Raw genomic sequence first — 23,111 nt, forward strand, 5'->3', positions numbered from 1 at the left:
ATCACCTGCACAATGTCTGTACAGGTGATTAGGCTTACTTGTGCTTAAGGCTATTCAGCAGGAACAAGTGTTGCTGGATCTACGTAAGCCTCTGTACCCCAAAGAGGAACAGTTGAAAGGCTATGCTTGAAACTGCCTTCCGTTTCTTTGGTGGTGTAAGACAAGTAAAGCAGCGACTGATTCTCTGCATCGTAGATACGACGAACCTTCATTGTTTTAAAGAAGATACTTTTCGATTGTTTGAATACCACTTCGCCAGATTTACTCTTGTCTATTTGAGCAATCATTTCTGGTGTAATTTCACCTGTTTGACGACAAGAGATAGAGCTATCACTTGGATCAGAAAGGCTAAGGTTTGCTTCGATTGATGCGATATGACAGGTCACACCTGCGATCTTATCGTCATCTAATGAAGACATCTTGATATCCTTCATTGTGAAGAAACCCAGTGAGACGTCGCCAACCTCGTTGTCCGAACAGCCTGCTAACATTGTGACGATACCTGCTGCTATTAAGGCTTTTTTCATAAGAAGTCCTTTTTATTTATATAGTTCTGTTTACTATAAGGATATTGAAAGCTTGAATACGAGTGTAGAGCTTTTCGTTAAGTTCTTAAAGGATGTTGTTGGATAATGAAAAATATGAAGCATTTAAAGTACTTGTTGGCCTTGGTCATGCTCTGTATGCTCTCTGCTTGTAGCTCGGCACCTCAGCCGACCGTATGTCTTCCAAATAACTGCGATATTTGGGGATACTAACCGTAGGTACTAAAAGAATGAATAACGAAATACCTGAAATTGCATACAAGAAAAACCAATGGCTGTTTAGTCAGCTCGATATTGCTTACCCCGCAAAAGAGAGCCTCCTCGGCCGCGAACTTTATCAAAGCAAACTTCCATCCAAGACATACCAACTCTTAGCACAAGATCAAACTCCTTCCCAAATTGATGAACTGCATAAAGTCGATTTCCATAAATTGACCGTGCTATTTTCACTTAACCAAGCAAGCGTTTACCAAGATGAAACCGAAAGGGCACATATGCTTGAGTTCCTGAGCCAAATTATGCTTTCTGACGATCATGTCTTATATATTGGTACTCAAAATGGTGAAGTTGTGGCGAGCGCTATCGTCACAGAAGCAGATGATGCCCTATTGATCTCGGATCTCGTTGCTGGAAATGGTCAAAGTATCAACAACTTTGCTAAGCAGTTACACGATTTTTGGGCACAAGATCATGCTTCTTGCGATAAAGTGTGGATCGAGAACTAAAGATTCTTTGACAAAGCGTTAATCTAAGTACAATACCCCGTCTTATTTAAAGGGTATTGTATGTACAAGCTATTGATATCAATCGCTGTATTGTGTGTTAGCGCTTATTCTTCACTCAGCTTTGCTAACGACTGGGATATAAAACGCATCCTAGTTTTACACTCATACGAACCTTCTTATCAATGGACTGCTGACTTCCAAAAAGGGATAGACAGTGCGTTCAGCCAGTCTCAAACCGAAGTTAAACTCTCAATAGAGTATTTGGATTCAAAGCGTGTCCACAGCCCTGAGTATTACGAATCTCTTGCGCACTACTTACGTGCGAAATATGCAGGTTATAAATTTGATGGCGTAATTGCGACGGACGATAACGCGGCCAATTTTCTTGAATCTCTGCCTAATTTGATTGATCGCTCCACACCTGTCGTTGCAGCCGGCATCAATGATTTCAGCACCGACATGTACGCGGTGTCTGACAGAGCAACCGTGCTTTATGAAAACGATCAGATAGACGTTAATATTAAGCTGATCTCCAAATTAAGACCTAATCTAAAGAATCTCTATTTTGTAAATGATTACAGTGTCACGTCTGAATTGATTCATAAAGAAATGAACAAAATGATGGCTGAATTTCCAAATATCAATCTCGTAGAAATTCGCGACTTGTCGCTGGAGCATACGAGCCAGTTTTTAGAAGGGATCTCTGCGGACGATGCGGTGTTGCTCAGTCATTACAACACCGAGTTGAAGCAAGGGGTTTACCACACTTACCAAGAGATTGCGGATACGTTGTCAAAAGCGAGTGCTGCTCCGGTGTTTGCTTTGTGGCAGTTCTATATTTCGGGTGATGTACTCGGTGGCTACGTTAATCACTCACAAAGCATGGGTGAAGAGGCTGTCGATGCATTGGATAAATATCTTCCTCTTGGTTTTACGACACCGCTAACTCCAGGAGACAACAAGCGTTTTGTATTTAATTACCCCGCAATGAAGCGATACGGGATTAGTGCAAACGCGTTACCTGACGAAGCGGTTTTCATTAACGAGCCTTCATCCTTTATTCGCAAAAACTTCCAGTTGTTATTGGGGCTGTCGATGGTGATTGCGGGTTTAAGCCTGATCATTTTGATGCAATTCGTTACTCTGCGCCAAAAGAAAGAGTTGGCCAATAAGAACAAACGAATCTTAAAGCTTCAGAAACAGACCTTGAATATTCAAAAGGATATGATTCATGTTCTCGGAGAAGCAATTGAAACCCGCTCTGGCGAAACAGGTAATCACGTTAAGCGTGTAGCTAAGTTGTCTGCACTGCTTGCGAAGTATCGTGGCTTGAGCCATCGCGAAGTCGAGATGATTGAGATCATCAGCCCAATGCACGATGTGGGTAAGATTTCTGTCCCTGAATCGATCTTGGATAAACCTGGGAAATTAACCGACCAAGAGTGGGAGGTGATGAAGCTTCATACTACGGCTGGCTATAACTTATTGAAGAGCGGGTCCGGTGATATTACCAACCTCGCGGCAATTATTGCTAACGAACATCACGAGCGTTGGGATGGTGCTGGATACCCGAATGGCAAAGTAGGTGATGAAATACACCTGTTTGCTCGTATCACTGCCGTAGCCGATGTGTTTGATGCGCTGCTTAGTGCACGTTGCTACAAAGAACCGTGGCCGTTAGATATGGTGGTCGATTTGTTCGAGCGAGAGTGTGGTTACCAGTTTGATCCTCAGCTAACTAAATTGCTACTGAAACACTTACCCGAGTTTGTCGCTATCCGAGATTCGTATCCCGATACTGGAACTATAGAATATGCGTCTGCACCTACTATTGAAGCAAAGGTATTAGAAGAGTCGGTTGTTAGCTAATTGTCGCTCTATCTGAGTAGCCTATAAGTCTTATTTTTTATCTATTCATCACGATCCGGCTAGAAAGTAGTGATTTATATTTTCCCCTGAAATTGAGTCGCTTATGTAAACCTCGCAGCATTTGATTTCGTAGCATCTGGGCTAATTTGATGAAAACTGTTGCTTATGCCGAGCGATAAAGTGATCAACTCCATATTTCGCGAAGAGAAATAAGCCTGTGTCCGCAAACTGTTACCTCAATCATCTCGCCCATTGAAAGAACACTATAGGATAAAACTTGGATTCAATCTAAGTGAGATACCTATGCGGTTAGAACAGACTAAATGTGTGATTTTCGATTGTGACGGAACACTTATCGATAGTGAAAAGCTGTGCTGCCAAGCTTTGGTGAACGTTTTCACTGGCTTTGGGGCGGAGCTAAACGTCAACGACTGCTATGCGCACTTTCAAGGCGGGAAGCTAGCCGACATATTAATGGATACACAAGAACGTCTTGGGCTATCTATCTCGATTGATACTCTTGAACCGTTATATCGCACTGAATTAGAAGCACTGTTCCAGCGTCATTTAAAGCCGATGGATGGCGCTATCGAACTTATTGAATTCCTCAAACAACAAGACATCGAGTTTTGTATCGCTTCCAATGCACCGAAATCTAGAGTTGAATCTTCATTGGCGATGACAGGCATGCTAGACGACTTCAAAGGCAAAGTGTTCTCAGCTTTTGATGCTAACAGCTGGAAGCCAGAGCCTGATCTAATCATGTACACGGCCATGAACATGGGCTTTCTACCGAATGAGTGCATCTACGTGGATGATACGTTGAAAGGGATTGAGGCTGGTGTTCGCGCGGGTATCCAATCGTTTCGATTACGCCCGAGTATTGATGAAGCAGTCGTAGACTCCGAAGCCGACTCAGCAGAACTCGCGGCTCAGGATATCTACAGTTTAGAAGAAATTTCAGTTTGGATTAATGGCAAGCACTGCTCAAATGGTGGTATATCGAATTCTGCAGCTTTGGTGGGGTAGAGTTTAATTGAAGGCTGACTACCTTACTAAATTGTTTGGTATGGAAACCGCAAGATGCACAAGTAAACTTCTCTCCACTTTCTGAAAGCAGATACTCGTCGTGTTGGCATAAAGGGCATGTAATGTCGTCGGTGTTTGGTGTTTCTGTTTTATTCATTATGTGTCACCTGCAGCAAGAGGGTAAGCGAAAAAAGACCCGTTCAATTAGATTACTCCTAAGCTCGAATATTAGACAGTTCTGACACTTCTTAATCTCTCCTTTGCGACTTGCTTCATGGTAATTGATAATGTCATCGTTATTGACCATGCCTCTTGTAATGTTATTAAACAAAAGCCAAAAAAAAGGACCCATTACGAGTCCTCATTAGTTTGTTTTCAATTCGCGCTGCTAGTTCGCCAGTTGAGCCTTAAGTACGGTATCGTGCCAACGTCTGAGACAGAGAAACTGACGCTTCTGTTAGCCTAGAGACGCCATTTGAAGAATTCTGAGCCACGTCTTTAATCACATCGGATTGGCTGCGAATATCGTTAAGTTCAGCTGCAATCGTATTGGCAACGTTACTTTGCTCGTCTGCCGATGTTGCGATTTGGATACTCATGTCCATCAGTGCTTGAGCTGAATCTGCAATCGAGTTTACGTCGTGACCAATGTCCGAAATCAGTTGGCTACTGGTTTGCGCTTGATCAACCGTCTGTTCGGTGATCTTCGCGATATTTTGGCTCTCTTGCTGTAAGCGTTCAATCATCGCTTGGATTTCTACTGTAGCCGACTGAGTGCGGCTTGCCAGTGTTCTTACTTCATCAGCAACAACAGCGAAACCACGGCCTTGTTCGCCCGCACGAGCGGCTTCAATCGCGGCATTCAAAGCAAGTAAGTTAGTTTGCTCTGAAATAGCATTGATCGTCGTGATGACCTCGTTAATTTGGCTCGTATTCACATTCAAGCTAGTAACAGAAGATGAGGTTTGCTCAATCAAAGAAGAAAGGGTGGTGATTTCCGAGATTGCCTGTTGAACTTTCGCGTGGCTATCGTTGATTTGCTGCGCGTCTTGCTCGGTTTGTTCCGTTGAGCGTGCAGAGATGTTAGAGACTTCATTTGCTGAAGCTGTCATCTGATCCATTGCTGTCGCTACAGAGTCTAGAGAGGCGTTTTGGCTCATGATTTGTGTTTCGCTGCGCTTCATCTCTGTTTCGAAAGAAGCCGACGTTTCACTTAGCGTTGCTGCACTGTGGTTTACGTTGTTGACTAACTCACTAAGCGTGTCCATTGAACGGTCAAGCGCACAGCCAATCGTGCCGAACTCATCACGGCCAGGGTGGAAGCCAAGGCGTGATGTTAAGTCACCATCACCAATCTTTTGAGTCGTTGAATAAAGAACCCAAAGTGCGCCGCCTAGGAAAGTCGCTACCCAGTAACAGAAAAGACCAAAAGGCACACACCACAAAAAGCTCAGTAATAAAGTGTAAAGTGCTTGCTGCTTTTGATTCTGTATATCGTTAGTTGAAACGGTAAGTGAGTAGTAGTTGCCATCTTGTGCGAGTGCTGTGGCAGTCACCGAACCATTGTTTGAAATAGTGGTTTGTTGAGCGCGAGTTTGCTGGCTAACAGAGCGAACAGAAGCAGGGGAATCTGATGCTGATAAAATGCCTTGTAGTTGATACTCGACCTGCTGTTTTGCAGTTACGTCAATGTGTTCCATTTTGTTGACGTAGTTCAGTCCAGTTAGGCTTGCCAGAGCGGCAAAAAAGATTAAGAAAATGACCCAAAACTTGTCGTTGATCGACATTTTGATAAACAGTTTGTCTATCGTTCGAAATTGTACTTCTTTCATAAAAACTCCACGGTAAATCCTTTACCGTGGACTCTAAATAACCGACCTAAATAAAAATGTGACTTCAATCGACTAATTGTGAAAATTAATGATAGCGTCATGCTAATTATGAGATCTCAATCAAGTATTTATATCCTGTATGAGTTTATTAGCCCAAAGACGGTAATAACCCTACTGATATAAGGATTTGAATCGCAATGATAAATACGCCAACACTACCTGCTAAAAACAACGCTTTGCTACCGCCTAACACTTGGTAACTTGCTTCTGCAGATTGAGGTTTGACAGAGAAATCAGTGTAACGAACCTTGTATACCATCACTGTTGGTAACAGAATCGCGAGCACTGAAAGTGCAATGGCTGCATAGCCTAAAGCCATGATGAAGCCTTGTGGGTAAAATAAGGCAAAACCCAGTGGCGGTAAGAAGGTGATAGCAGCTGTCTTAACACGTTTCGCGTTACCTAGTTTCTTGCTCAGTGAGTCGCCCATGAATTCAAATAAACCCAAGCTCACACCAATAAAAGATGTCAGCAGTGCAAGGTCCGCAAACACACCGACGATCACGCTTAGGTTGGATTGATGGACAGTTTGCGATAGAGAGACTAATAGCGCGCCTAAACTTGTATCAGACAATAATTGCTCTTGGCTAATCACACCCAAAGTAACACTTTGCCAGAAAACGTAGATAACCAGAGGCAGTGCCGAGCCAATAATCATTACCTTACGTAAAGAACGAACGTCACCATCTAGGTATCGAACAATTGATGGGATGCTGCCGTGGAAACCAAAAGAGGTAAACACAACCGGAATCGCCGCCACAATCAGGCCTTGCTGTAAAGGCATGCTCATTAAGTATTGAGAGGTAATGTTTGGCGCTAGGAAGCTAAGTACCAACACCATTGCGATAAGCTTTAAGCCAAACAAAACGCGGTTAACTTTATCAACACTGTGTGTACCAATCGTCACAACGCCAGCAACTAATAGGGTAAATAGAAGCGTGGTGATTTGAGCGTTGAGTTCGATACCCGCGATATCCGAAATTCGTTGGTTAAATTGCGCACCGCCGCCAGCTATGTATGCCGCACACAGAGCGTAGAAAAGAAACATCACCGCGAAGCTCGCAATCCACTTTCCTTTTGTCCCTAAAATGGTGTGAGCTAACGTGTGCAGGGTAGCGTCAGATTCTGCGAATTGGTGAAGCTCTACCATTAATAGCGCCGTAAAGGCCATTAACGCCCATAAACCCAGCATCAAGAAAAGTGAAGTTGAAAAGCCAATACCTGCAGAAGCAAGTGGAAGAGCGAGCATGCCAGCACCAATGGTTGTGCCTGCAATGATCAAAGTACTACCAAAAACCTTTGATTTATTCATTGTATATAATTCTTTACGTTAGGGTGTGTTTTCATTGTAATTCTTCTAGCTTAAGCGCATAAACCCAAAGAATATCTCGATTTTGAAGTATTCTGATTGAGTTTAATTCCAAATGCAATGCCTAATGTAATTAAAAATATCCACTGTAAATTAATGTTTACTTAAAGAGGCGTGGCAGCATTCAAATGAGCAAAGCAAACGTTTGACCATGACCGGCTTCAAAATTTATAGAGTAATTTGTTGTACTTGGTGTAAGGTGGCAGTACATATGTCGTTCGCGTATACCCCTTTAGCGTAAAAAAGCGTTAATGATCGCGAGTAGCTTTAAGCTATGAATATGGAATGGGTAGAGTAGAGTGCGTTCATCAAAGTGACATAATATAAGTCCAAGATGGTGCACTAGTTAATAGGACATCATGTCCACATCAAGGAATAGAGGGGGCACAATGAGTGACCAATCTTATAATGACGAAAGTCTAGAGTTGTTAGATGCTATGGAAATTGGCATTGATTTGTCTGACTATGAGCAGACAGTGAAACAGTTAGCAGAAGAGCTTTTCAAGTCTTCGAACTAAGCTTTCAAGATCTTTAATTCAGTTTCAACTGAAACGTTTTAAAGCTAAAAGCTTTCTTAGCTAAAGCTTCTCAAAGCAAACAATTCTAAACTGAGCAAATCTTATTCGCTCACACGTCATACCAAAACTATCCTCATTAAAGTTCGCGAAGATAAACGAGTACGTTTACCATGTTACTTAGTTCTCGATACTTTAATGAGGTTCAATGAACTTTCTCGCACACCTTCACATCGCCAAGCACTGTAACAGTAACTTAGCAGGTAACCTGTTAGGTGATTTTGTTAAAGGCGACCCTAATAAACACTATTCTGATTCCCTTTCTGACGGCATTAGGCTTCATCGATTTGTTGATAGCTATACTGATCGTCATGATGTATCTCGTTCTGCAAAATCACTTTTCTCAGACCAAACACGACGCTTTGCGCCTATCGCACTCGATGTATTTTGGGATCACTGCTTAGCCAATCATTGGGCTCAGTTTTCACTGCAGACATTAGAGCGTTTTTGTTTCGATAGCCATGAGCAGATCTTTGAACATCAAGAACCACACTGGCCAGAAAATTTCGTTATGGTTCATCAGAAAATGGCTGAGCACAGATGGTTAGAGAGCTATCAAGACATGTCTTCTATAGAGGTGGTATTGCAGCGAATGGCGTTGAGAAGACCTAAGCTCGGTATGCTCGAGGCATGTTACGATGACCTCGAACGTCACTACGATACGTTGCAGTGTCACTTTAATGAGCTTTATCCCAACGTTTTAGAGGAGGCTAAGAAGTTTAATGCGCTTCAAATGAAGAAAAATCAAAAGGAAAGGTAAACAGCGTAATACAGGTTTGCTACAATCCGCGCCTATTTAATCTTTGAGCATCATACTATGTCTGAATCTACAAAATCTTTTAACCAACTAGGATTATCTGAGCATCTTCTTGCCACGCTATCAGAGCTTAATTTTACGGCTCCGACCAGCGTTCAAGAACAAGCGATTCCATTGGTATTAGAAGGCAAAGATGTACTTGCTGGTGCTCAAACGGGTACAGGTAAAACGGCCGCGTTTGGTTTACCGATTATTCAAAGATTAATCGAGACAAAAGACAATGTTATTCCGAACCCTAAGCTCGTTCGTGCGCTTGTGTTAGTACCAACTCGTGAATTGGCACAACAGGTTTTCGATAACTTAACTAGCTACGCAAAGGGCACCGACATTAAAGTCGTGGTGGCTTACGGCGGCGTTAGCATGAAGGTGCAAACTGATAACCTACGCGGTGGTGCAGATATTCTGGTCGCGACGCCTGGTCGTCTTATTGATCACATGTTCACTAGAAACATCATGTTGAGCCAAACGGAAGTACTGGTACTGGATGAAGCTGACCGTATGTTAGATATGGGTTTCATGCCTGACATCAAACGTATTCTTTCTCGCATGAACGAAGTGCGTCAAACGCTGTTCTTCTCTGCAACGTTTGATAACAAAATCAAAGCGATTGCACACCGTATGATGCAAAAGCCAAGTGAAATTCAAGTTACGCCAAAAAACAGCACCGCTGAAACCGTAACACAGATGGTTTACCCGGTAGATAAGTCGCGTAAAAGTGAATTATTGGCGTATTTGATTGGCTCAAAAAACTGGCAACAAGTGTTGGTGTTCACAAAGACCAAGCAGGGTACTGATGCTCTCGTTAAAGAGCTTAAGTTAGACGGCATTAAAGCGGCATCAATCAATGGCGATAAGAGCCAAGGTGCGCGTCAAAAAGCACTGGACGATTTCAAGTCAGGTAAAGTTCGTGCGTTGATCGCAACCGACGTGGCAGCTCGTGGTATTGATATTCAGCAGCTAGAACAAGTTGTGAACTATGACATGCCATTCAAAGCAGAAGATTACGTTCACCGTATCGGACGAACTGGTCGTGCGGGCAACAGTGGATTAGCGATCTCTTTGATGAGTCAGGATGAAGCTTACCTATTGGGTGATATTGAGCGATTACTTGATACTCGCTTGCCTCAAGAGTGGCTAGAGGGCTTTGAACCAAGCCTTGAAAAAGATCTAGCGCCCGATCGTGGTGGTCGCAGCAAGAGTCGTTCATCAGAAAAGCGTAAGATGAAAGCAAAGCTTAAGATTCATCAAAATCGCGGTAAAGCCCGTCGCTAACAAACTGGCCAAAGCTCCAGTTTAAAGAACTATACATATAAAAATGCGCCGTTACAGTTAGTTCTGTAACGGCGCATTTTTGTTTCAAGTAAATCAAATTACGACCAAGGAAGATAAAAACATTGGATTAATGATGTTCTTGATTGCACTTCCATACACAGGGCACTTCGTAAATCAGCTCTTCAATCGAGGTTGGATTTAGAACCCACTCTTCACCAATATTGAACTTGCTCACCATCTGCGTGTTGAAAAGCTGCCAATGCTTAAGTAGGGCGTCTTCGGGTGAGGTGACCATATCACCTTCATTCCAAGTGCTTTCCATAAAGGGAGTGAGACATACTGCACCGTGCGCATACATGATCATTTGCCACTTAATCTCATAAATGTTGATCAAGCTCTCTGGATTCGCATCGTTATATTGTTCAGCTAACATGTTGATTTCTTTTTCGACATCGCCAACATTGTCGATAAAGTAATCGACCAAGTTATCTTTTTGACGAACAGAGTCAGTGATAAGTTGCATCGGTTTTCGTGAGTGAATCATGTTGCTAAAGAGGCGCATACTAAATAAATAGATAGTAATGTTTGGTGCGACGTCTTTTGGTAATTCTTCCATAATCTTAGCAATATAAGACTGAAAATAAGCGTGTAAACAATCGCTTATCGCATGCCAAATCTTTTCTTTGCTACCAAAGTGGTGGCGGATAAGGCTATGCGATACACCTGCTTTCTCACTGATGTTACGAAGCGAAACGCTATCATAACCCTGCTCACAGAACATATCCGCAGCAACACCCATGATCAAAAATCTAGTCTCTTCAGCGTCTTTTGCGCTTCTTCTACCTTGTTTCTTTTCGGTCATCTTCATTTCACATAATTACCTGATTACCACATTCTACACTGTTTTTACTGAAATAAAAAATACTGCACAACTGGAAAGTAAAGCTTGAGAATTATTTAATATTAAATATACTGCCCACCTGTGTAATAAATCATAATAATTAAATGGAGAGGCATCATGCAGTCCAATTTGTCTATCAATGCCATATCGAGCAAGCGCATGGGAGCTGTTATTGCAGCACTATTGCTCGCAGGCTCTCTAACTGGATGTGACAAAGTTCAGTCAGAGGAAAATGAGCAGGTAATCAAGCCAGTCAAGCTGTTCGAAATCCCGCAACAGACTGATATCGATCTTGATAGCTTCATTGCAAAGGTTGATGCAACTGACCGTGCGGCACTTTCTTTTCAAGTGGGCGGAGATATAGAAACCTTCGATGTTCGTATGGGACAAGAAGTGAAGAAAGGTCAGGTGTTAGCCGTATTAGACGCGACGGATTACCGTATTGCCGTTGATGCTGCCCAAGCTAAATTTGATCTGGCAAACAGCCAATACAAACAAGCTTCTGAGCTATATGCGAAAAAACTGGTCAGTACCGATTACTACGACCAAGCCGTGAACACCTTTACTGCCGCTGAAGTTGAGTTGGACCAAGCAAAAACAAACCTTGGCTACACTACCTTAGTTGCTCCATTCGATGGCGTGGTATCGATGGTGTTTGGAAAGCAATATCAATTGATCGCAGAAAAGCAGCCAGTACTGAATATTTTGAATCACAGTGAAATGGATGTAACGTTTTCAATTCCAGTATCAAAGCTTGAAGACCGTTCTATTCAAGACCTAACGAGCTCAAACATGTGGGTTGTGATGGACGGCCACCGCGGCATTCGTATCCCGACTCGCTTTAAAGAAATCTCAACGCAACCAGATGAAGACACCAACAGCTACCAAGCAGTTGTGTCTATAGAAAAGCCAGAAGGCATCAATCTACTTTCTGGTATGACAGCGCAAGTTGAAGTTCAGAAAAGTAAATCTGACTACGGCATTGGTATTGTGGATTCAGCTTGGTTAAATAAAGACGCAGGCCATGGTGAACTATGGCGTTATAACCCTGACTCTCAATTGATTTCTAAAGTACAAGTCCTTCTTGATGAGCAAGGCAAGGTTATCGACGGATTGTCGTCTGGTGATCTTATCGTTGAAGCGGGTGTGGATGTGTTATCAGACGGACAACAAGTAAAAGCTTGGCTTCGTGAGGGCGGTATTTAATGAACCTTTCAAAATTGTCAGTTGTTGTCGCGTCGGCGCTGTTACTTCAAGCCTGTAACAATGAAGCTGTACACCGTGAACAACCGCCTTTGTTGGTGTCTACCTTTGAAGTTGGCGCACCGCTGACTAATCAGTTCAGAAGTTTTAATGGACAGGTGATGCCAGCTGAATTGACTCCCTTGGCATTTAAGCTAGCAGGCGAGATTCAACAAGTATTAGTAGAAGCGGGCGACAATGTCGAAAAAGGGCAGTTATTAGCCACCTTAGATAACGCAACGTACGTCCAAGATCTGACTGACGCTCAATCTCAATTCAAGCTGGCAAGCAAGCAGCTGGCCCGTGGTACTGAGATGTTTGGCAGCGAAATGTTATCGCAATCAGAACACGACCAACTGACGGCTAACTATAAGCTCGCATCAGCGAATTTGGCGGCGGCGAAACGCAAGCTAAGTTACACAGAACTTTTAGCGCCGTTCTCAGGAACAGTTTCAACTGTCGATAAGCAACGATTCGAAAATACGACGCCTGGAGAAACACTACTGAGTGTGTACCAGAACGACAAGGTGTATGTGCGAATTCAAGTATCAGATTCGATCTTGGCGTCAATTAGCCCAGACATGCGTTCAAATAGCTATCGTCCTGAGGCGACCTTTGGCGGTCACACAGGCCAATACCCACTGACGTATCTAGAACACACCAGTGAACTGCACCCACAATCCCGTACCTACGAATTTTGGATGCAGATGCAGCAGCCTGAAAGTGAAATTCTGCCGGGCACGAGCGTTACGGTCAATGTAGATATGGCGAAAGCGGGCCTGAGCGATGTTCAAGGCTACCAATTACCAATGACAACGCTAGAAGCGGGCTCTGAAGGGAATCAGTTCTATGTGTGGAAAATGGAAGACGGACAAGCATTCAAAAGCGAAGTAGAAGTCGACAAGATCAGTGGCCAAGGCGCATTAATCGCTCATGGCGTTGAGCAAGGTGATCGACTCGTAAACTCGAATCTAAGAAAACTCCGTGACGGAATCCAATTGTCAGGAAAAGCAGAATGAATATCGCAGAATATTCAATAAAAAACAAAGTAATCAGCTGGCTGTTTCTAGTCATTTTAGCCATTGGCGGTGTGTCGTCTTTTGGCAACCTATCCCGTTTAGAAGACCCAGCTTTTACCATTAAAGATGCAATGATTATTTCAACTTACCCTGGCGCAACGTCAATGGAAGTTGAAGAGGAGTTGACGTATCCACTTGAAAAAGAGATACGACAGCTGCCTTATATCGACAAGATTACCTCAACCTCGTCGAATGGCATGTCTCAAATTATGGTGAGCATGAAGATGGACTATGGTCCGGATGAGCTACCTCAAATCTGGGATGAAATGCGTCGTAAGATCAATGACCTACAGCCAACGCTACCGAGTGGTGTTAACTCTGTTCAGATCATCGATGATTTTGGTGATGTGTTTGGCGTGATGATCATGTTGACGGGGGATGGATATGATTACGTCGAGCTCAAACAGTATGCTGATTATCTCACACGTGAAATCGAACTGGTTGAAGGCGTAGGCAAGGTAAGTATCGCAGGCGACCAACAAGAGCAATTGTTCTTAGAGATGTCACTTGAGCGTTTAGCGGCGTTAAACCTAGACATGTCGACGGTGACAGCATTGCTCGCACAGCAAAACAGTGTGGTATCGGCAGGCGAGGTAATGCTCAATGGTCAAAGCCTAACCATCAAACCTAACGGCACGCTGAGCACGGTTGAAGAGTTAGAAAACTTAATCATTCATGGTCGCGATACGGGTAACCTAATTCGTTTGAAAGATGTCGCTGATGTCACTCGCGGAATCCAAGAAAAACCAGGTAATGTATTAACTTACAACGGCAAACCGGCCATCAACCTCGGCATTGCGTTCTCATCGGGCGTAAACGTGGTGGAAATCGGTAATGCGCTTGATGCAGAACTTGATCGCTTAGAAAGCATTAAGCCAGCCGGTGTTGAGTTGAATTACTTCTACAACCAAGCACAGGAAGTGGACAAGTCCGTTGCTGATTTCTTGATAAGCCTAGTGGAAGCGGTCGCAATTGTTATCATCGTACTTCTGTTCGCGATGGGCTTACGCAGTGGTTTGATCATCGGTTTAGTACTGCTACTGACGGTGTTCGGTACGTTCATCTTGATGGACTACAACGATGTTGAACTGCACCGTATCTCGCTGGGTGCTTTGATCATCGCGCTGGGTATGTTGGTGGATAACGCGATTGTTGTCGTTGAAGGTATTTTGGTTGGCTTGAAGAAAGGCAAAACCAAGCTTCAAGCAGCGAAAGACATCGTGAAGCAAACACAATGGCCACTGTTAGGTGCGACCATTATCGCTATCACAGCGTTTGCACCGATTGGTTTGTCGAAAGATGCGACAGGCGAATTCATGGGTTCACTGTTTTGGGTACTGTGTTTCTCACTGTTTTTGAGTTGGGTAACTGCACTAACACTAACGCCATTCCTTGCCGAGATGTTGCTTAAAGAAGAAGACAAGGTTGATGAGAACGAAGACCCATACAAAGGCATCCTGTTTGTGGTATTCGGTGCGTGTCTGAAAGTAGCACTTCGATTTAGATGGCTTACTGTAGTTAGTATGGTCGCGCTATTAGCAGTTTCTGTCGTCGGTTTTGGTATGGTGAAGCAGCAGTTCTTCCCGCCGTCAAATACCCCAATGTTTTACGTAGACATGTGGATGCCAGAAGGCACCGATGTACGTGAAACGATCAAGCAAACAGAAAAAGTTGAAAGCTACATTCGCCAGCAAGACGACGTTGAGTTTGTGACAACAACGGTTGGACAGGGCATGCAACGTTTTGCGCTGACATACCAACCCGAGAAAAGTTACGAAGCGTACAGTCAACTGCAGGTACGAACGACTGACCGAGACGCTATGTTCAAAGTCCTCGAAGGGTTAGACAAGGACTTAGCCAATAAATTTGAACAACCTACGTTCCAATTTAAATTGATTGAGTTTGGTCCGTCGCCAGCTTCAAAAATTGAAGCTCGTATTAGCGGTGCAGACCCGCAGATCCTTCGCAGCATCGCTGTTGAGGTAGAAGATATCTTGTTGGCGGATCCTGGTTCTCGAAACGTACGTCACGACTGGCGTGAACGCACCAAAGAGCTCGTGCCACTGTTTAACGAATCAAAGGCACGTCGCCTTGGCATTTCAAAGACGGATCTGTCTGAGACACTACAGATGGCGTTTGGTGGTTACAACATCGGCTTACTGCGCGATGGTACGCACATGTTACCTATCGTGGCACGCCTGCCTGAAGAAGAGCGTTTTGATTTTGAATCACTAAACAATGTGAAGATCTGGAGCCCATCACTGCAAACTTACATTCCTGTAGAACAAGTGATTGATGGGGTTGAGCTTCAATGGTCTGAGCCACTGATTCAACGTCGTGACAGAAAGCGTACGCTAACGGTTCTGGCTGATCACGATGTGTTAGGTGATGAAACACCAGCTAGCTTGTTTGCTCGCGTAAAACCAAAGGTTGAAGCACTCGATTTACCAGCAGGTTACAACATTAGTTGGGGCGGTGAGTACGAGAGTTCTAAAGATGCACAAGAATCTCTATTTGGTTCACTGCCAATGGGTTATTTGTTGATGTTTATCATCACTATGCTTCTGTTTAACTCGGTTCGTAAGCCACTTGTGATTTGGTTTACGGTACCACTCTCTATCATTGGTGTTTCGATTGGTCTGCTAGGTACTAATATGCCATTCAGCTTCACTGCGTTCTTAGGTCTATTGAGTCTAAGTGGCATGATTTTGAAGAACGGTATCGTACTGCTTGACCAAATCAACAGTGAGCTACAAACAGGTAAAGACCCATATTTAGCGGTTGTCGACAGTGCGATCAGCCGTGTGCGACCGGTATCTATGGCAGCACTAACAACTATCTTGGGCATGATTCCCTTGGTATTCGATGCATTTTTCGGCTCGATGGCGATTACCATCATGGCAGGCTTAGGCTTTGCTACCGTACTAACGCTAATAGTAGTACCAGTGATGTTCGCTGTTCTATATAGAATCAAACCGTCCACTGCGGGTTATTAGGGATTGATATAAAACAGATTCTTTTAAGCCAGCCCAGTCAAATTCGACTGGGCTTTTTTATACCTGTTGTCCCGTCCTGAAATGTGTTTACACGTGAGAGCGGCAAATGGGTACGAATAGATAAGCATTAAAAAAGCCGCTACCCAGTGGGCAAGCGGCTTTGAGAAGAATAGGGCGATTCTAGATTGCTAGGCGTATATCTAACTCAATCGGCTTTGGCATGGCTAAGTGGTAGCCTTGATACATATTGAAGCCTAAGCCCTGCATCGCTTCGAGTTGTTGTTGGGTTTCTATGCCTTCAATCACTGTCTTTGCGCCAATTTGGTTTGCAAGATCAAGTACTAACTCCATTTCTCGAGTGTCGCCTTGTTCAAAGTCCAACATAACCGAGCGGTCTATCTTGATGATATGAGGGTTAATATGACGAACGCGCTGTTCGGTTGATGCTTGTGTGCCAAAATCATCGACCGCTATTTGAAAGCCATTATCCGCAAGCGAAAGGGCGGCATCTTTTAAACGCTCTTCACTTTCTGCATTCAACTCTACCAACTCCATCACTATCTGTTCGCATGAAAGGTTAAGCTCGTGAAGGCGTTTAGCTAACAAGCTATCGCTGACCTTTTCTGCAGCAAACAACTCACCAACGTTTGGAAGAACGTTCAAAAATAGATGTAAATGACGGATTGTCGATTGTGCGAAGTTACGGATATGAATCGCTCGACTCAGCCTCTCGACATTGATTTTGTCTGTGCTTGAGGTTTCGTCGGAATGAAAGAAGTGATCAGGACGAACAATATCACCTTTGTTATTTGAAATGCGCACCAAAGCCTCAACACCTATTTGAGTCATAGAAGAGTCGAATATAGGTTGATAGACGCTTCTAAGCGTCAGGTCTTGGTATTTCGCAATAAACTGCATATCAGCATCTACGGATATACAGCTAATAAATTCACTTCTGTCTGATAAAATCATAGTCGCTAGTAAAGAGGGGTTATTCAATGGCGGACGTACATGTCTCGGCTGTCACAATATTGACAGGTGTAAGTAAATTGTCAATTAATAAAAACTCATTTGTAGAGCCAATATTTAATTAAATATAATTAACGAAAAAACAGCATGATAATTGATATTAGTCATTAAAATTACTTATCATTCACCATTAATAATGATCATTGTGAATTTAATCTCTGAGTAATCTATCTCATATCAACATCAACCAATATAAGCTTTCAGCGTAAATACACCAGTTAAAAGTAGGGACAAAGCCCCAAGTTATGGGGGAATGTCAAAGTTGCAATATCAACAAGCAGTTCCGTTTGCATATAAATGATATCTACTTCTCAAAATATGAATGATGATCTGATAAGCTATTATTTTATCGAAGATAAACTTTGAATGATTATTGGGCAGGGCTTGATATGTGTTTTTATAAAATATTGGGATAGAGGTCTAACAATGTACTTTCAAAACTGAACGAAAAAGTTGACCCGTATTCCTACTGCCATTGAAGTACCGCATAAAGTTGCAGGTATTTACGAACCAGTTGTTGATTTCCTGACCGTTTTAAAGGGTGTCCAAATTTAATAAAGCAAGGGCTGATTTTAAAGTTGTTATTTAACTCAGTGGCGAATTGAGAATCACTCTCTCTTAGCGTGATACCTTGTTGGCTATATTCCGTAACCTCGTCTGGGAGCTCACCCATCCACCAATGGAGTAATTCACCACTGTTTTTACTTCGGCTAATCCAATGGTCGGAGACAATGATCAAAACGTCATTGGGTTGAATGGAAAATCCATACTCTTGTTGCCAATTATGGATGTCCAACATCAACTTTCTACGACAGGTTTTCCCGGCGCTCACCATATGATGACTGATCATCCAAACGGTACCGATTTCGGAAGATATTCGGAAGTGTCGAGGCGTTTCTCTAGAGGAAAGCATTTCAAGTGGGCTGATGTTGCTTGCATGATTAAAGCTAACGAAGGTGTGCTCCATTCGGCGGGCAAATGCCTTACCTATATGATGTTCACTGATCCCTTGATTGTGTACAGTAGGGTAGTGGCGTTCACAGAGCTTTAGGCAATCGTCTTGAAACTGATTAACGCTTTTAATCACTAGATCTAATAACAATGAAGTCCCTTATACACAGCTACTATCTTATTGATGGGCAATAGTACGGTAATTGCGGTTCCGTTACCTATCGTCAAAGTGCGAGTTCTTGATCTCTCTATCAAAATTAACCATTGCTGAGTGATTTTATGGATAGCACTGGCGCTCTACTGGTCTGTATTCTAAATTATGAGGAATTCTAGCTAGTTACCTCGACTATAGTCTAGTCAGCAAATCACAATTGATCTACTTACTCTTTATTTGGAAACATTCATGACCATTCAATTAGATTCGAAACAAAAGTCTGAGCTTACTCATACGCTCCAAAAGTACCTGCAAGATGAACTTGATGTGGAGCTTGGTCAGTTCGACACGGAATTCTTGGTCGATTTCATCAGCAAAAAGTTTGGTGCTGTTTACTACAACAAGGGGATAGAAGACGCTCAGAAAGTGATGGAACGCAAAATGTTAGACATCTCAGATGAGCTCTACGAAATCGAGCAAATTGTTGAAATTTAACGTTTAGCCCAAACTTGTTCAAATAATTTGAATAACTCGTTTAATTTGCAATGATGTAACTATTGTAAAGCTTGGTAAATAATATGTTACACAAACTTAGTGTAGGGTACGCTTTTCAAAACTACACGATTCGTTAACATTCGGAAGAGATGCATGGACAACAACGTTAGAAATTACAACCCTTTAGCTAGAGCGATGCATTGGATTTCAGCACTCGCGATATTTGGTTTGTTTGGTGTAGGCCTGTGGATGGTTGATCTTTCATACTACAGCGAGTGGTACAAAACAGCACCAGACTACCACCGTTCGGTAGGCATTATTTTGGCTGCTCTTACCTTTATCCGCTTGGTTTGGAAGTTAGTTACCGTGTCACCTAAAGTGGAAGGTAAAAGCTATGAAGTTGCAGCAGCGAAGATCGCTCACGGCTTTATGTACATTAACTTAGCGGTTTTATTTATTTCAGGTTATTTGATTTCAACATCAGATGGTCGCGGGATCGACGTATTCAATTGGTTCACTGTACCAAGTATGGGTGAACTGTTTGCAAACCAATCTGATCTCGCAGGAACGATTCACTACTATGCTGCATGGGTACTGATCATCATGGCATCAGTGCACGCCTTAGCGGCGATAAAACACCACGTTATCGACAAAGACGATACGCTACGAAAAATGATAGGAGCTTCAAAATGAAAAAGTCAATTATCGCTACAGGATTAGCATTTGCAATGGCAATGCCTTTCGCTGCGAACGCCGCTGATTACGTGATTGATACAAAAGGTGCGCATGCTTCAGTTAACTTTAAAGTTAGCCACCTGGGTTACAGCTTTATCCAAGGTCGTTTTAACACATTCTCAGGTGACTTCTCATTTGATGAGAGCAACGTTGAAGCATCGAAAGTGAACGTAACGATTGATACAACAAGCCTTGATTCAAACCACGCAGAACGTGATAAGCACATCCGTAGCTCTGACTTCATTGATACAAGCAAATTCTCAGATGCAACATTCAACAGCACAAAAGTAGTTGATAAAGGTGAAGGCAAACTTGAAGTAATGGGTGACCTTAAACTTCACGGTGTAACTAAGCCTATCGTTATCGAAGCTGAATTCATCGGTGCTGGTCAAGATCCATGGGGCGGTGAGCGTGCAGGTTTCGTTGGTACAACTCGTCTAGAGCTTGCTGACTTCAACATTCCAGTAATGGGAGCTTCAAGCTATGTAGATATGGATCTACACGTTGAAGGCGTAAAGAAGTAATCTAGCTTTCTAGCTTTCTGACAGGTATCAACATTTTTTAGAAACATCAAAAGTTTGGTCGATACTAAATAGGTCAGCAGTTAGAAATAGAGAAAGGCGCAAAGTTTTCACTTTGCGCCTTTTTTATTGAGATAAATGGCAACGCGTTTAGGTCTGTTTTGTGTCAAACCGTTTAGTACGTTAAAAGCCACCATTTACCTCTAGCCAGTCAACGTTGCCATGACTGAGTTATCTAGCTGAACTACTAATCCCTAATAGTTCAGCTTTAGATTAGTTAAGCTGTTTCTAGTTCAGCTTGTGGAACCACGTTTAGGCGGTCGCCGTAGATTGGACGTAACGCTTGCATCACTTCTGTGCGAGTCAGCACACCGACCATTACGCCATTTTCTAGCACTGGAAGCATATGTGGTTGGCTTACTTTCATTGCTTTTGCACGTTCTTCTAAAGAAAGAGAAGTCAGGCGAGTGGCATAGCCCATGCTTGTTGTCGGGTACAGTTGTTCTTTATCGATACATAGGAACTCAGCAACATCTACTAGCTTGTCGTTTGCATCAATTGCCACAACGTCACGGCTCATTAGGTCTACGACTTTCTGGCCTTTAGTTGGGATGTAATCTTGGCACCAAAGGTCAACCATTACGTCATGAACAGAGAAGATACCCACTAGACGGCCTTCAACATCGCAAACAGGAGCGCTAACAAGTTGCGCGTCTAAAAGTGTATCAATCGCGACTGATGTTGGCATTTCTACGCTCAGTGTAATTGGTTGAGTGTTCATGATTTGCTTGATAGTAGTTGCTGTGTTCATAGTAATTTCCTTAACTGACGTAATTTCTGTTGTTTGTGTAATAGCGGTAATTTTTGCTGCTTTAAGTTGTGGGCGACGGTAGATACTCCAGTTGGCTAAGCCGACCAATACTGAACCACCCACGATGTTGCCGATTGTCACTGGTATTAAGTTTGCGGTGACAAATTGCATGACGTTTAAGTCTGCGTACTGCGCTGGTGTTGCACCGATTTGCATCCAGAAGCTTTCTGGTGCGAATGTTTGAATCGTGATGCCTAGCGGAACCATGAACATATTCGCCACACAGTGTTCAAAGCCTGAGCTTACGAACATTGCAACGGGTAACACGGTCATCATTGCTTTGGTCATTGCGTTAGCAGAGCTGAACGTTAACCAAATGGCTAAACACACCAACAAGTTACAAAGCACACCCAAAGCAAACGCTTGAACAGGGCTGTGGTGTAGCTTGTGTTGAGCAATGTTTAGAGCGTTTAAGCCCCATTGCCCGCCATCCAGTTGATACAAGCCTGCAGCGCTTACCAAAGCCAATAGGAACATGGCACCGATAAAGTTGCCGACATACACCTTGCCCCAGATAGACAGCATCTTCGTAAAGGTGATTTGCTTGTTAGCCCATGAGATGCTCGATAACACTGAGCTGGTAAATAGCTCACCACCGCAAATCACAATCAAGATCAAACCCATACTGAAGGCAAGACCGCCGGCTAAGCGACTTAATCCCCATCCAGCATCAGCGCTGCCCGTGGTTACCGTGATGTAGAATAGAAAAGCAAGCCCGATGAATGCGCCAGCCATGATTGCCAAACTCAATGTCATGCTGCTGGTTTTATTTGCTTTACTTAATGCAAACTTCTCTGCTTCCGCCATCATTTCTGTTGGTGAGAACAGTTGATGATTTTCAGAAGTGCTGGTTGCCATATCCCCCCCTTGAACAATCCGTCATGTGTAATTCCTAGTGTTAATGACTTGGTTAATCAGTAATGTTTTGCAGGGCTCGTTGTGTCCTGCCATTTCAGATTAGGGCGTTGAGGGGTAGAGGTAAAATTGATAATTTTTAGAAACCACATCAAATTTATTGATATAGATTTGGTTACGCGTAGAATGAAATTGATTGCTCATCGGCTTTATAAAAAACGAGCATCAGGACACAAATAATTAAAAGCATTAAGGATGAATTTTGCGTTATTCATTAAAGCAACTCGCGGTATTTGATGCAGTAGCAGACTCCGGGAGCGTTAGTCAGGCAGCAGACAAATTGGCGTTGACTCAGTCGGCGACAAGTATGTCTCTTGCACAGTTGGAAAAAATGCTCGGAAGGCCTTTGTTTGAAAGGCAGGGCAAGCAAATGGCCCTGACTCATTGGGGCATGTGGCTAAGGCCTAAAGCGAAGCGTTTACTGCAAGATGCGCAGCAAATAGAGATGGGTTTTTACGAGCAGCATTTGTTGAGTGGTGAACTCAAATTAGGTGCTAGCCAAACTCCGGCGGAACACCTCGTTCCGGATCTCATCAGTATTATTGATAACGACTTTCCCGAGATGCGAATCTCGCTCGGCGTGCAAAGTACCGATGCTGTCATTGATGGTGTATTAGATTATCAATATGACTTAGGCGTTATTGAAGGTCGTTGTGATGACAACCGAGTTCATCAAGAAGTGTGGTGTACTGACCATTTAACGGTGGTTGCATCGGCTCATCACCCGTTTGCGAAGCGTGAACGAGTCAGCTTGGCGCAATTAGAACAAGCAAAGTGGGTATTACGCGAACATGGTTCGGGTACTCGCAAAGTTTTTGATAGTTCTATTCACCATTTAATTGGCGATCTCGATGTTTGGCGAGAGTATGAACACGTTCCTGTTTTAAGAAGTTTGGTTGCAAACGGCCCATATTTAACGTGTTTACCTTATCTAGATGTCGAACAGTTTGTTGAGTCAGGTCAACTGGTGACGTTGAATGTTCCTGAGCTTGAAATGGAAAGAACCTTGTCCTTTATTTGGCGTGCTGACATGGCAGAGAACCCACTTGCTGAATGTATCAAGCGTGAAGGTAAGCGCATGATGAAAGGCAAACGGTCGGTTCTGTAACGTAGATTTGATAAAATTCAG

20 protein-coding genes are annotated in these 23,111 nt (G+C 43.2%); 13 read left to right on the forward strand and 7 right to left on the reverse strand.

The genetic code is table 11. The features are described from left to right. Positions 1-50 precede the first annotated feature (50 nt). Positions 51-527, reverse strand: coding sequence for a CreA family protein (locus IQQ51_RS03480; protein ID WP_017059837.1), 477 nt, complete (start codon positions 525-527; stop codon positions 51-53). Between the two features lie 248 nt (positions 528-775). Here IQQ51_RS03480 and IQQ51_RS03485 point away from each other — a divergent pair, with 248 nt between their 5' ends. The 3 genes from IQQ51_RS03485 (at position 776) to IQQ51_RS03495 (ending at position 4,168) form a co-directional block, all read left to right on the forward strand. Beyond that, positions 776-1,270 carry a hypothetical protein gene (locus IQQ51_RS03485; RefSeq protein ID WP_193840382.1) on the forward strand — a complete coding sequence of 165 codons (495 nt, stop codon included), beginning with the start codon at positions 776-778 and terminating at the stop codon, positions 1,268-1,270. A 60-nt stretch (positions 1,271-1,330) separates the two neighbouring features. Beyond that, positions 1,331-3,139, forward strand: a complete 1,809-nt coding sequence (locus IQQ51_RS03490; RefSeq protein ID WP_193840383.1) for an HD domain-containing phosphohydrolase — start codon at positions 1,331-1,333, stop codon at positions 3,137-3,139. Between the two features lie 303 nt (positions 3,140-3,442). After that, positions 3,443-4,168, forward strand: a complete 726-nt coding sequence (locus IQQ51_RS03495) for an HAD-IA family hydrolase (protein ID WP_193840384.1) — start codon at positions 3,443-3,445, stop codon at positions 4,166-4,168. A 407-nt stretch (positions 4,169-4,575) separates the two neighbouring features. Here the strand turns inward: IQQ51_RS03495 and IQQ51_RS03500 are convergent, their stop codons facing one another. Together IQQ51_RS03500 and IQQ51_RS03505 are read right to left on the reverse strand one after the other, a co-directional pair. Then, on the reverse strand, positions 4,576-6,000 hold the full coding sequence (locus IQQ51_RS03500; protein WP_050650444.1) for a methyl-accepting chemotaxis protein: 1,425 nt from the start codon (positions 5,998-6,000) through the stop codon (positions 4,576-4,578). A gap of 148 nt (positions 6,001-6,148) precedes the next feature. Next, the gene (locus tag IQQ51_RS03505) at positions 6,149-7,372 is read right to left on the reverse strand and encodes an aromatic amino acid transport family protein (protein ID WP_193840385.1); all 1,224 of its coding nucleotides are present in this window, start codon (positions 7,370-7,372) and stop codon (positions 6,149-6,151) included. 446 nt (positions 7,373-7,818) lie between these two features. Between IQQ51_RS03505 and IQQ51_RS27730 the strand changes: the two genes are divergently transcribed. The 3 genes from IQQ51_RS27730 (at position 7,819) to IQQ51_RS03515 (ending at position 10,093) form a co-directional block, all read left to right on the forward strand. Beyond that, complete coding sequence (locus IQQ51_RS27730; protein ID WP_017059831.1) at positions 7,819-7,947, forward strand: hypothetical protein; 129 nt, start codon at positions 7,819-7,821, stop codon at positions 7,945-7,947. 205 nt (positions 7,948-8,152) lie between these two features. Next, positions 8,153-8,764, forward strand: a complete 612-nt coding sequence (locus IQQ51_RS03510; RefSeq protein WP_193840386.1) for an ACP phosphodiesterase — start codon at positions 8,153-8,155, stop codon at positions 8,762-8,764. Positions 8,765-8,821: 57 nt separating this feature from the next. Next, positions 8,822-10,093, forward strand: coding sequence for a DEAD/DEAH box helicase (locus IQQ51_RS03515; protein ID WP_017059829.1), 1,272 nt, complete (start codon positions 8,822-8,824; stop codon positions 10,091-10,093). A gap of 127 nt (positions 10,094-10,220) precedes the next feature. Here IQQ51_RS03515 and IQQ51_RS03520 read toward each other — a convergent pair whose 3' ends face one another. Further along, positions 10,221-10,961, reverse strand: a complete 741-nt coding sequence (locus IQQ51_RS03520) for a TetR/AcrR family transcriptional regulator (RefSeq protein ID WP_048608410.1) — start codon at positions 10,959-10,961, stop codon at positions 10,221-10,223. Positions 10,962-11,111: 150 nt separating this feature from the next. Between IQQ51_RS03520 and IQQ51_RS03525 the strand changes: the two genes are divergently transcribed. From IQQ51_RS03525 to IQQ51_RS03535, 3 genes are read left to right on the forward strand one after another with little or no spacing between them, the layout of a single operon-like run. Further along, complete coding sequence (locus IQQ51_RS03525) at positions 11,112-12,200, forward strand: efflux RND transporter periplasmic adaptor subunit (RefSeq protein ID WP_193840387.1); 1,089 nt, start codon at positions 11,112-11,114, stop codon at positions 12,198-12,200. Next, positions 12,200-13,255, forward strand: coding sequence for an efflux RND transporter periplasmic adaptor subunit (locus IQQ51_RS03530; RefSeq protein ID WP_193840388.1), 1,056 nt, complete (start codon positions 12,200-12,202; stop codon positions 13,253-13,255). Before IQQ51_RS03525 ends, IQQ51_RS03530 begins: the two co-directional genes overlap by 1 nt. After that, entirely contained in the window at positions 13,252-16,311 is a 3,060-nt protein-coding gene (locus IQQ51_RS03535; RefSeq protein ID WP_193840389.1) for an efflux RND transporter permease subunit, read from the forward strand. The genes IQQ51_RS03530 and IQQ51_RS03535 overlap by 4 nt, the downstream gene beginning before the upstream one ends. A gap of 180 nt (positions 16,312-16,491) precedes the next feature. Here the strand turns inward: IQQ51_RS03535 and IQQ51_RS03540 are convergent, their stop codons facing one another. Together IQQ51_RS03540 and IQQ51_RS03545 are read right to left on the reverse strand one after the other, a co-directional pair. Continuing rightward, positions 16,492-17,229: an EAL domain-containing protein gene (locus tag IQQ51_RS03540; protein WP_029235240.1), complete on the reverse strand. Its 738-nt coding sequence runs from the start codon at positions 17,227-17,229 to the stop codon at positions 16,492-16,494. A gap of 577 nt (positions 17,230-17,806) precedes the next feature. Beyond that, on the reverse strand, positions 17,807-18,442 hold the full coding sequence (locus IQQ51_RS03545; protein ID WP_052879599.1) for a hypothetical protein: 636 nt from the start codon (positions 18,440-18,442) through the stop codon (positions 17,807-17,809). 252 nt (positions 18,443-18,694) lie between these two features. Here IQQ51_RS03545 and IQQ51_RS03550 point away from each other — a divergent pair, with 252 nt between their 5' ends. The 3 genes from IQQ51_RS03550 to IQQ51_RS03560 all read left to right on the forward strand — a co-directional run bounded on the left by IQQ51_RS03550 (position 18,695) and on the right by IQQ51_RS03560 (position 20,199). Next, complete coding sequence (locus IQQ51_RS03550) at positions 18,695-18,940, forward strand: DUF2164 domain-containing protein (protein ID WP_017059821.1); 246 nt, start codon at positions 18,695-18,697, stop codon at positions 18,938-18,940. 153 nt (positions 18,941-19,093) lie between these two features. After that, a complete protein-coding gene (locus IQQ51_RS03555; protein WP_193840390.1) occupies positions 19,094-19,633 on the forward strand; it encodes a cytochrome b in 540 nt (179 codons plus the stop codon). After that, the gene (locus IQQ51_RS03560; RefSeq protein WP_029223680.1) at positions 19,630-20,199 is read left to right on the forward strand and encodes a YceI family protein; all 570 of its coding nucleotides are present in this window, start codon (positions 19,630-19,632) and stop codon (positions 20,197-20,199) included. The genes IQQ51_RS03555 and IQQ51_RS03560 overlap by 4 nt, the downstream gene beginning before the upstream one ends. Positions 20,200-20,473: 274 nt before the next feature. On the opposite strand, the gene focA is transcribed toward IQQ51_RS03560, so the two are convergent. After that, complete coding sequence (gene focA, locus IQQ51_RS03565; RefSeq protein WP_193840391.1) at positions 20,474-21,925, reverse strand: formate transporter FocA; 1,452 nt, start codon at positions 21,923-21,925, stop codon at positions 20,474-20,476. A 259-nt stretch (positions 21,926-22,184) separates the two neighbouring features. Here focA and IQQ51_RS03570 point away from each other — a divergent pair, with 259 nt between their 5' ends. Beyond that, on the forward strand, positions 22,185-23,090 hold the full coding sequence (locus tag IQQ51_RS03570; RefSeq protein ID WP_010429535.1) for a LysR substrate-binding domain-containing protein: 906 nt from the start codon (positions 22,185-22,187) through the stop codon (positions 23,088-23,090). The last annotated feature ends 21 nt before the right edge of the window (positions 23,091-23,111 follow it).

Source organism: Vibrio sp. OPT18, assembly GCF_015163615.1.
Classification (GTDB): Bacteria; Pseudomonadota; Gammaproteobacteria; order Enterobacterales; family Vibrionaceae; genus Vibrio; species Vibrio coralliirubri.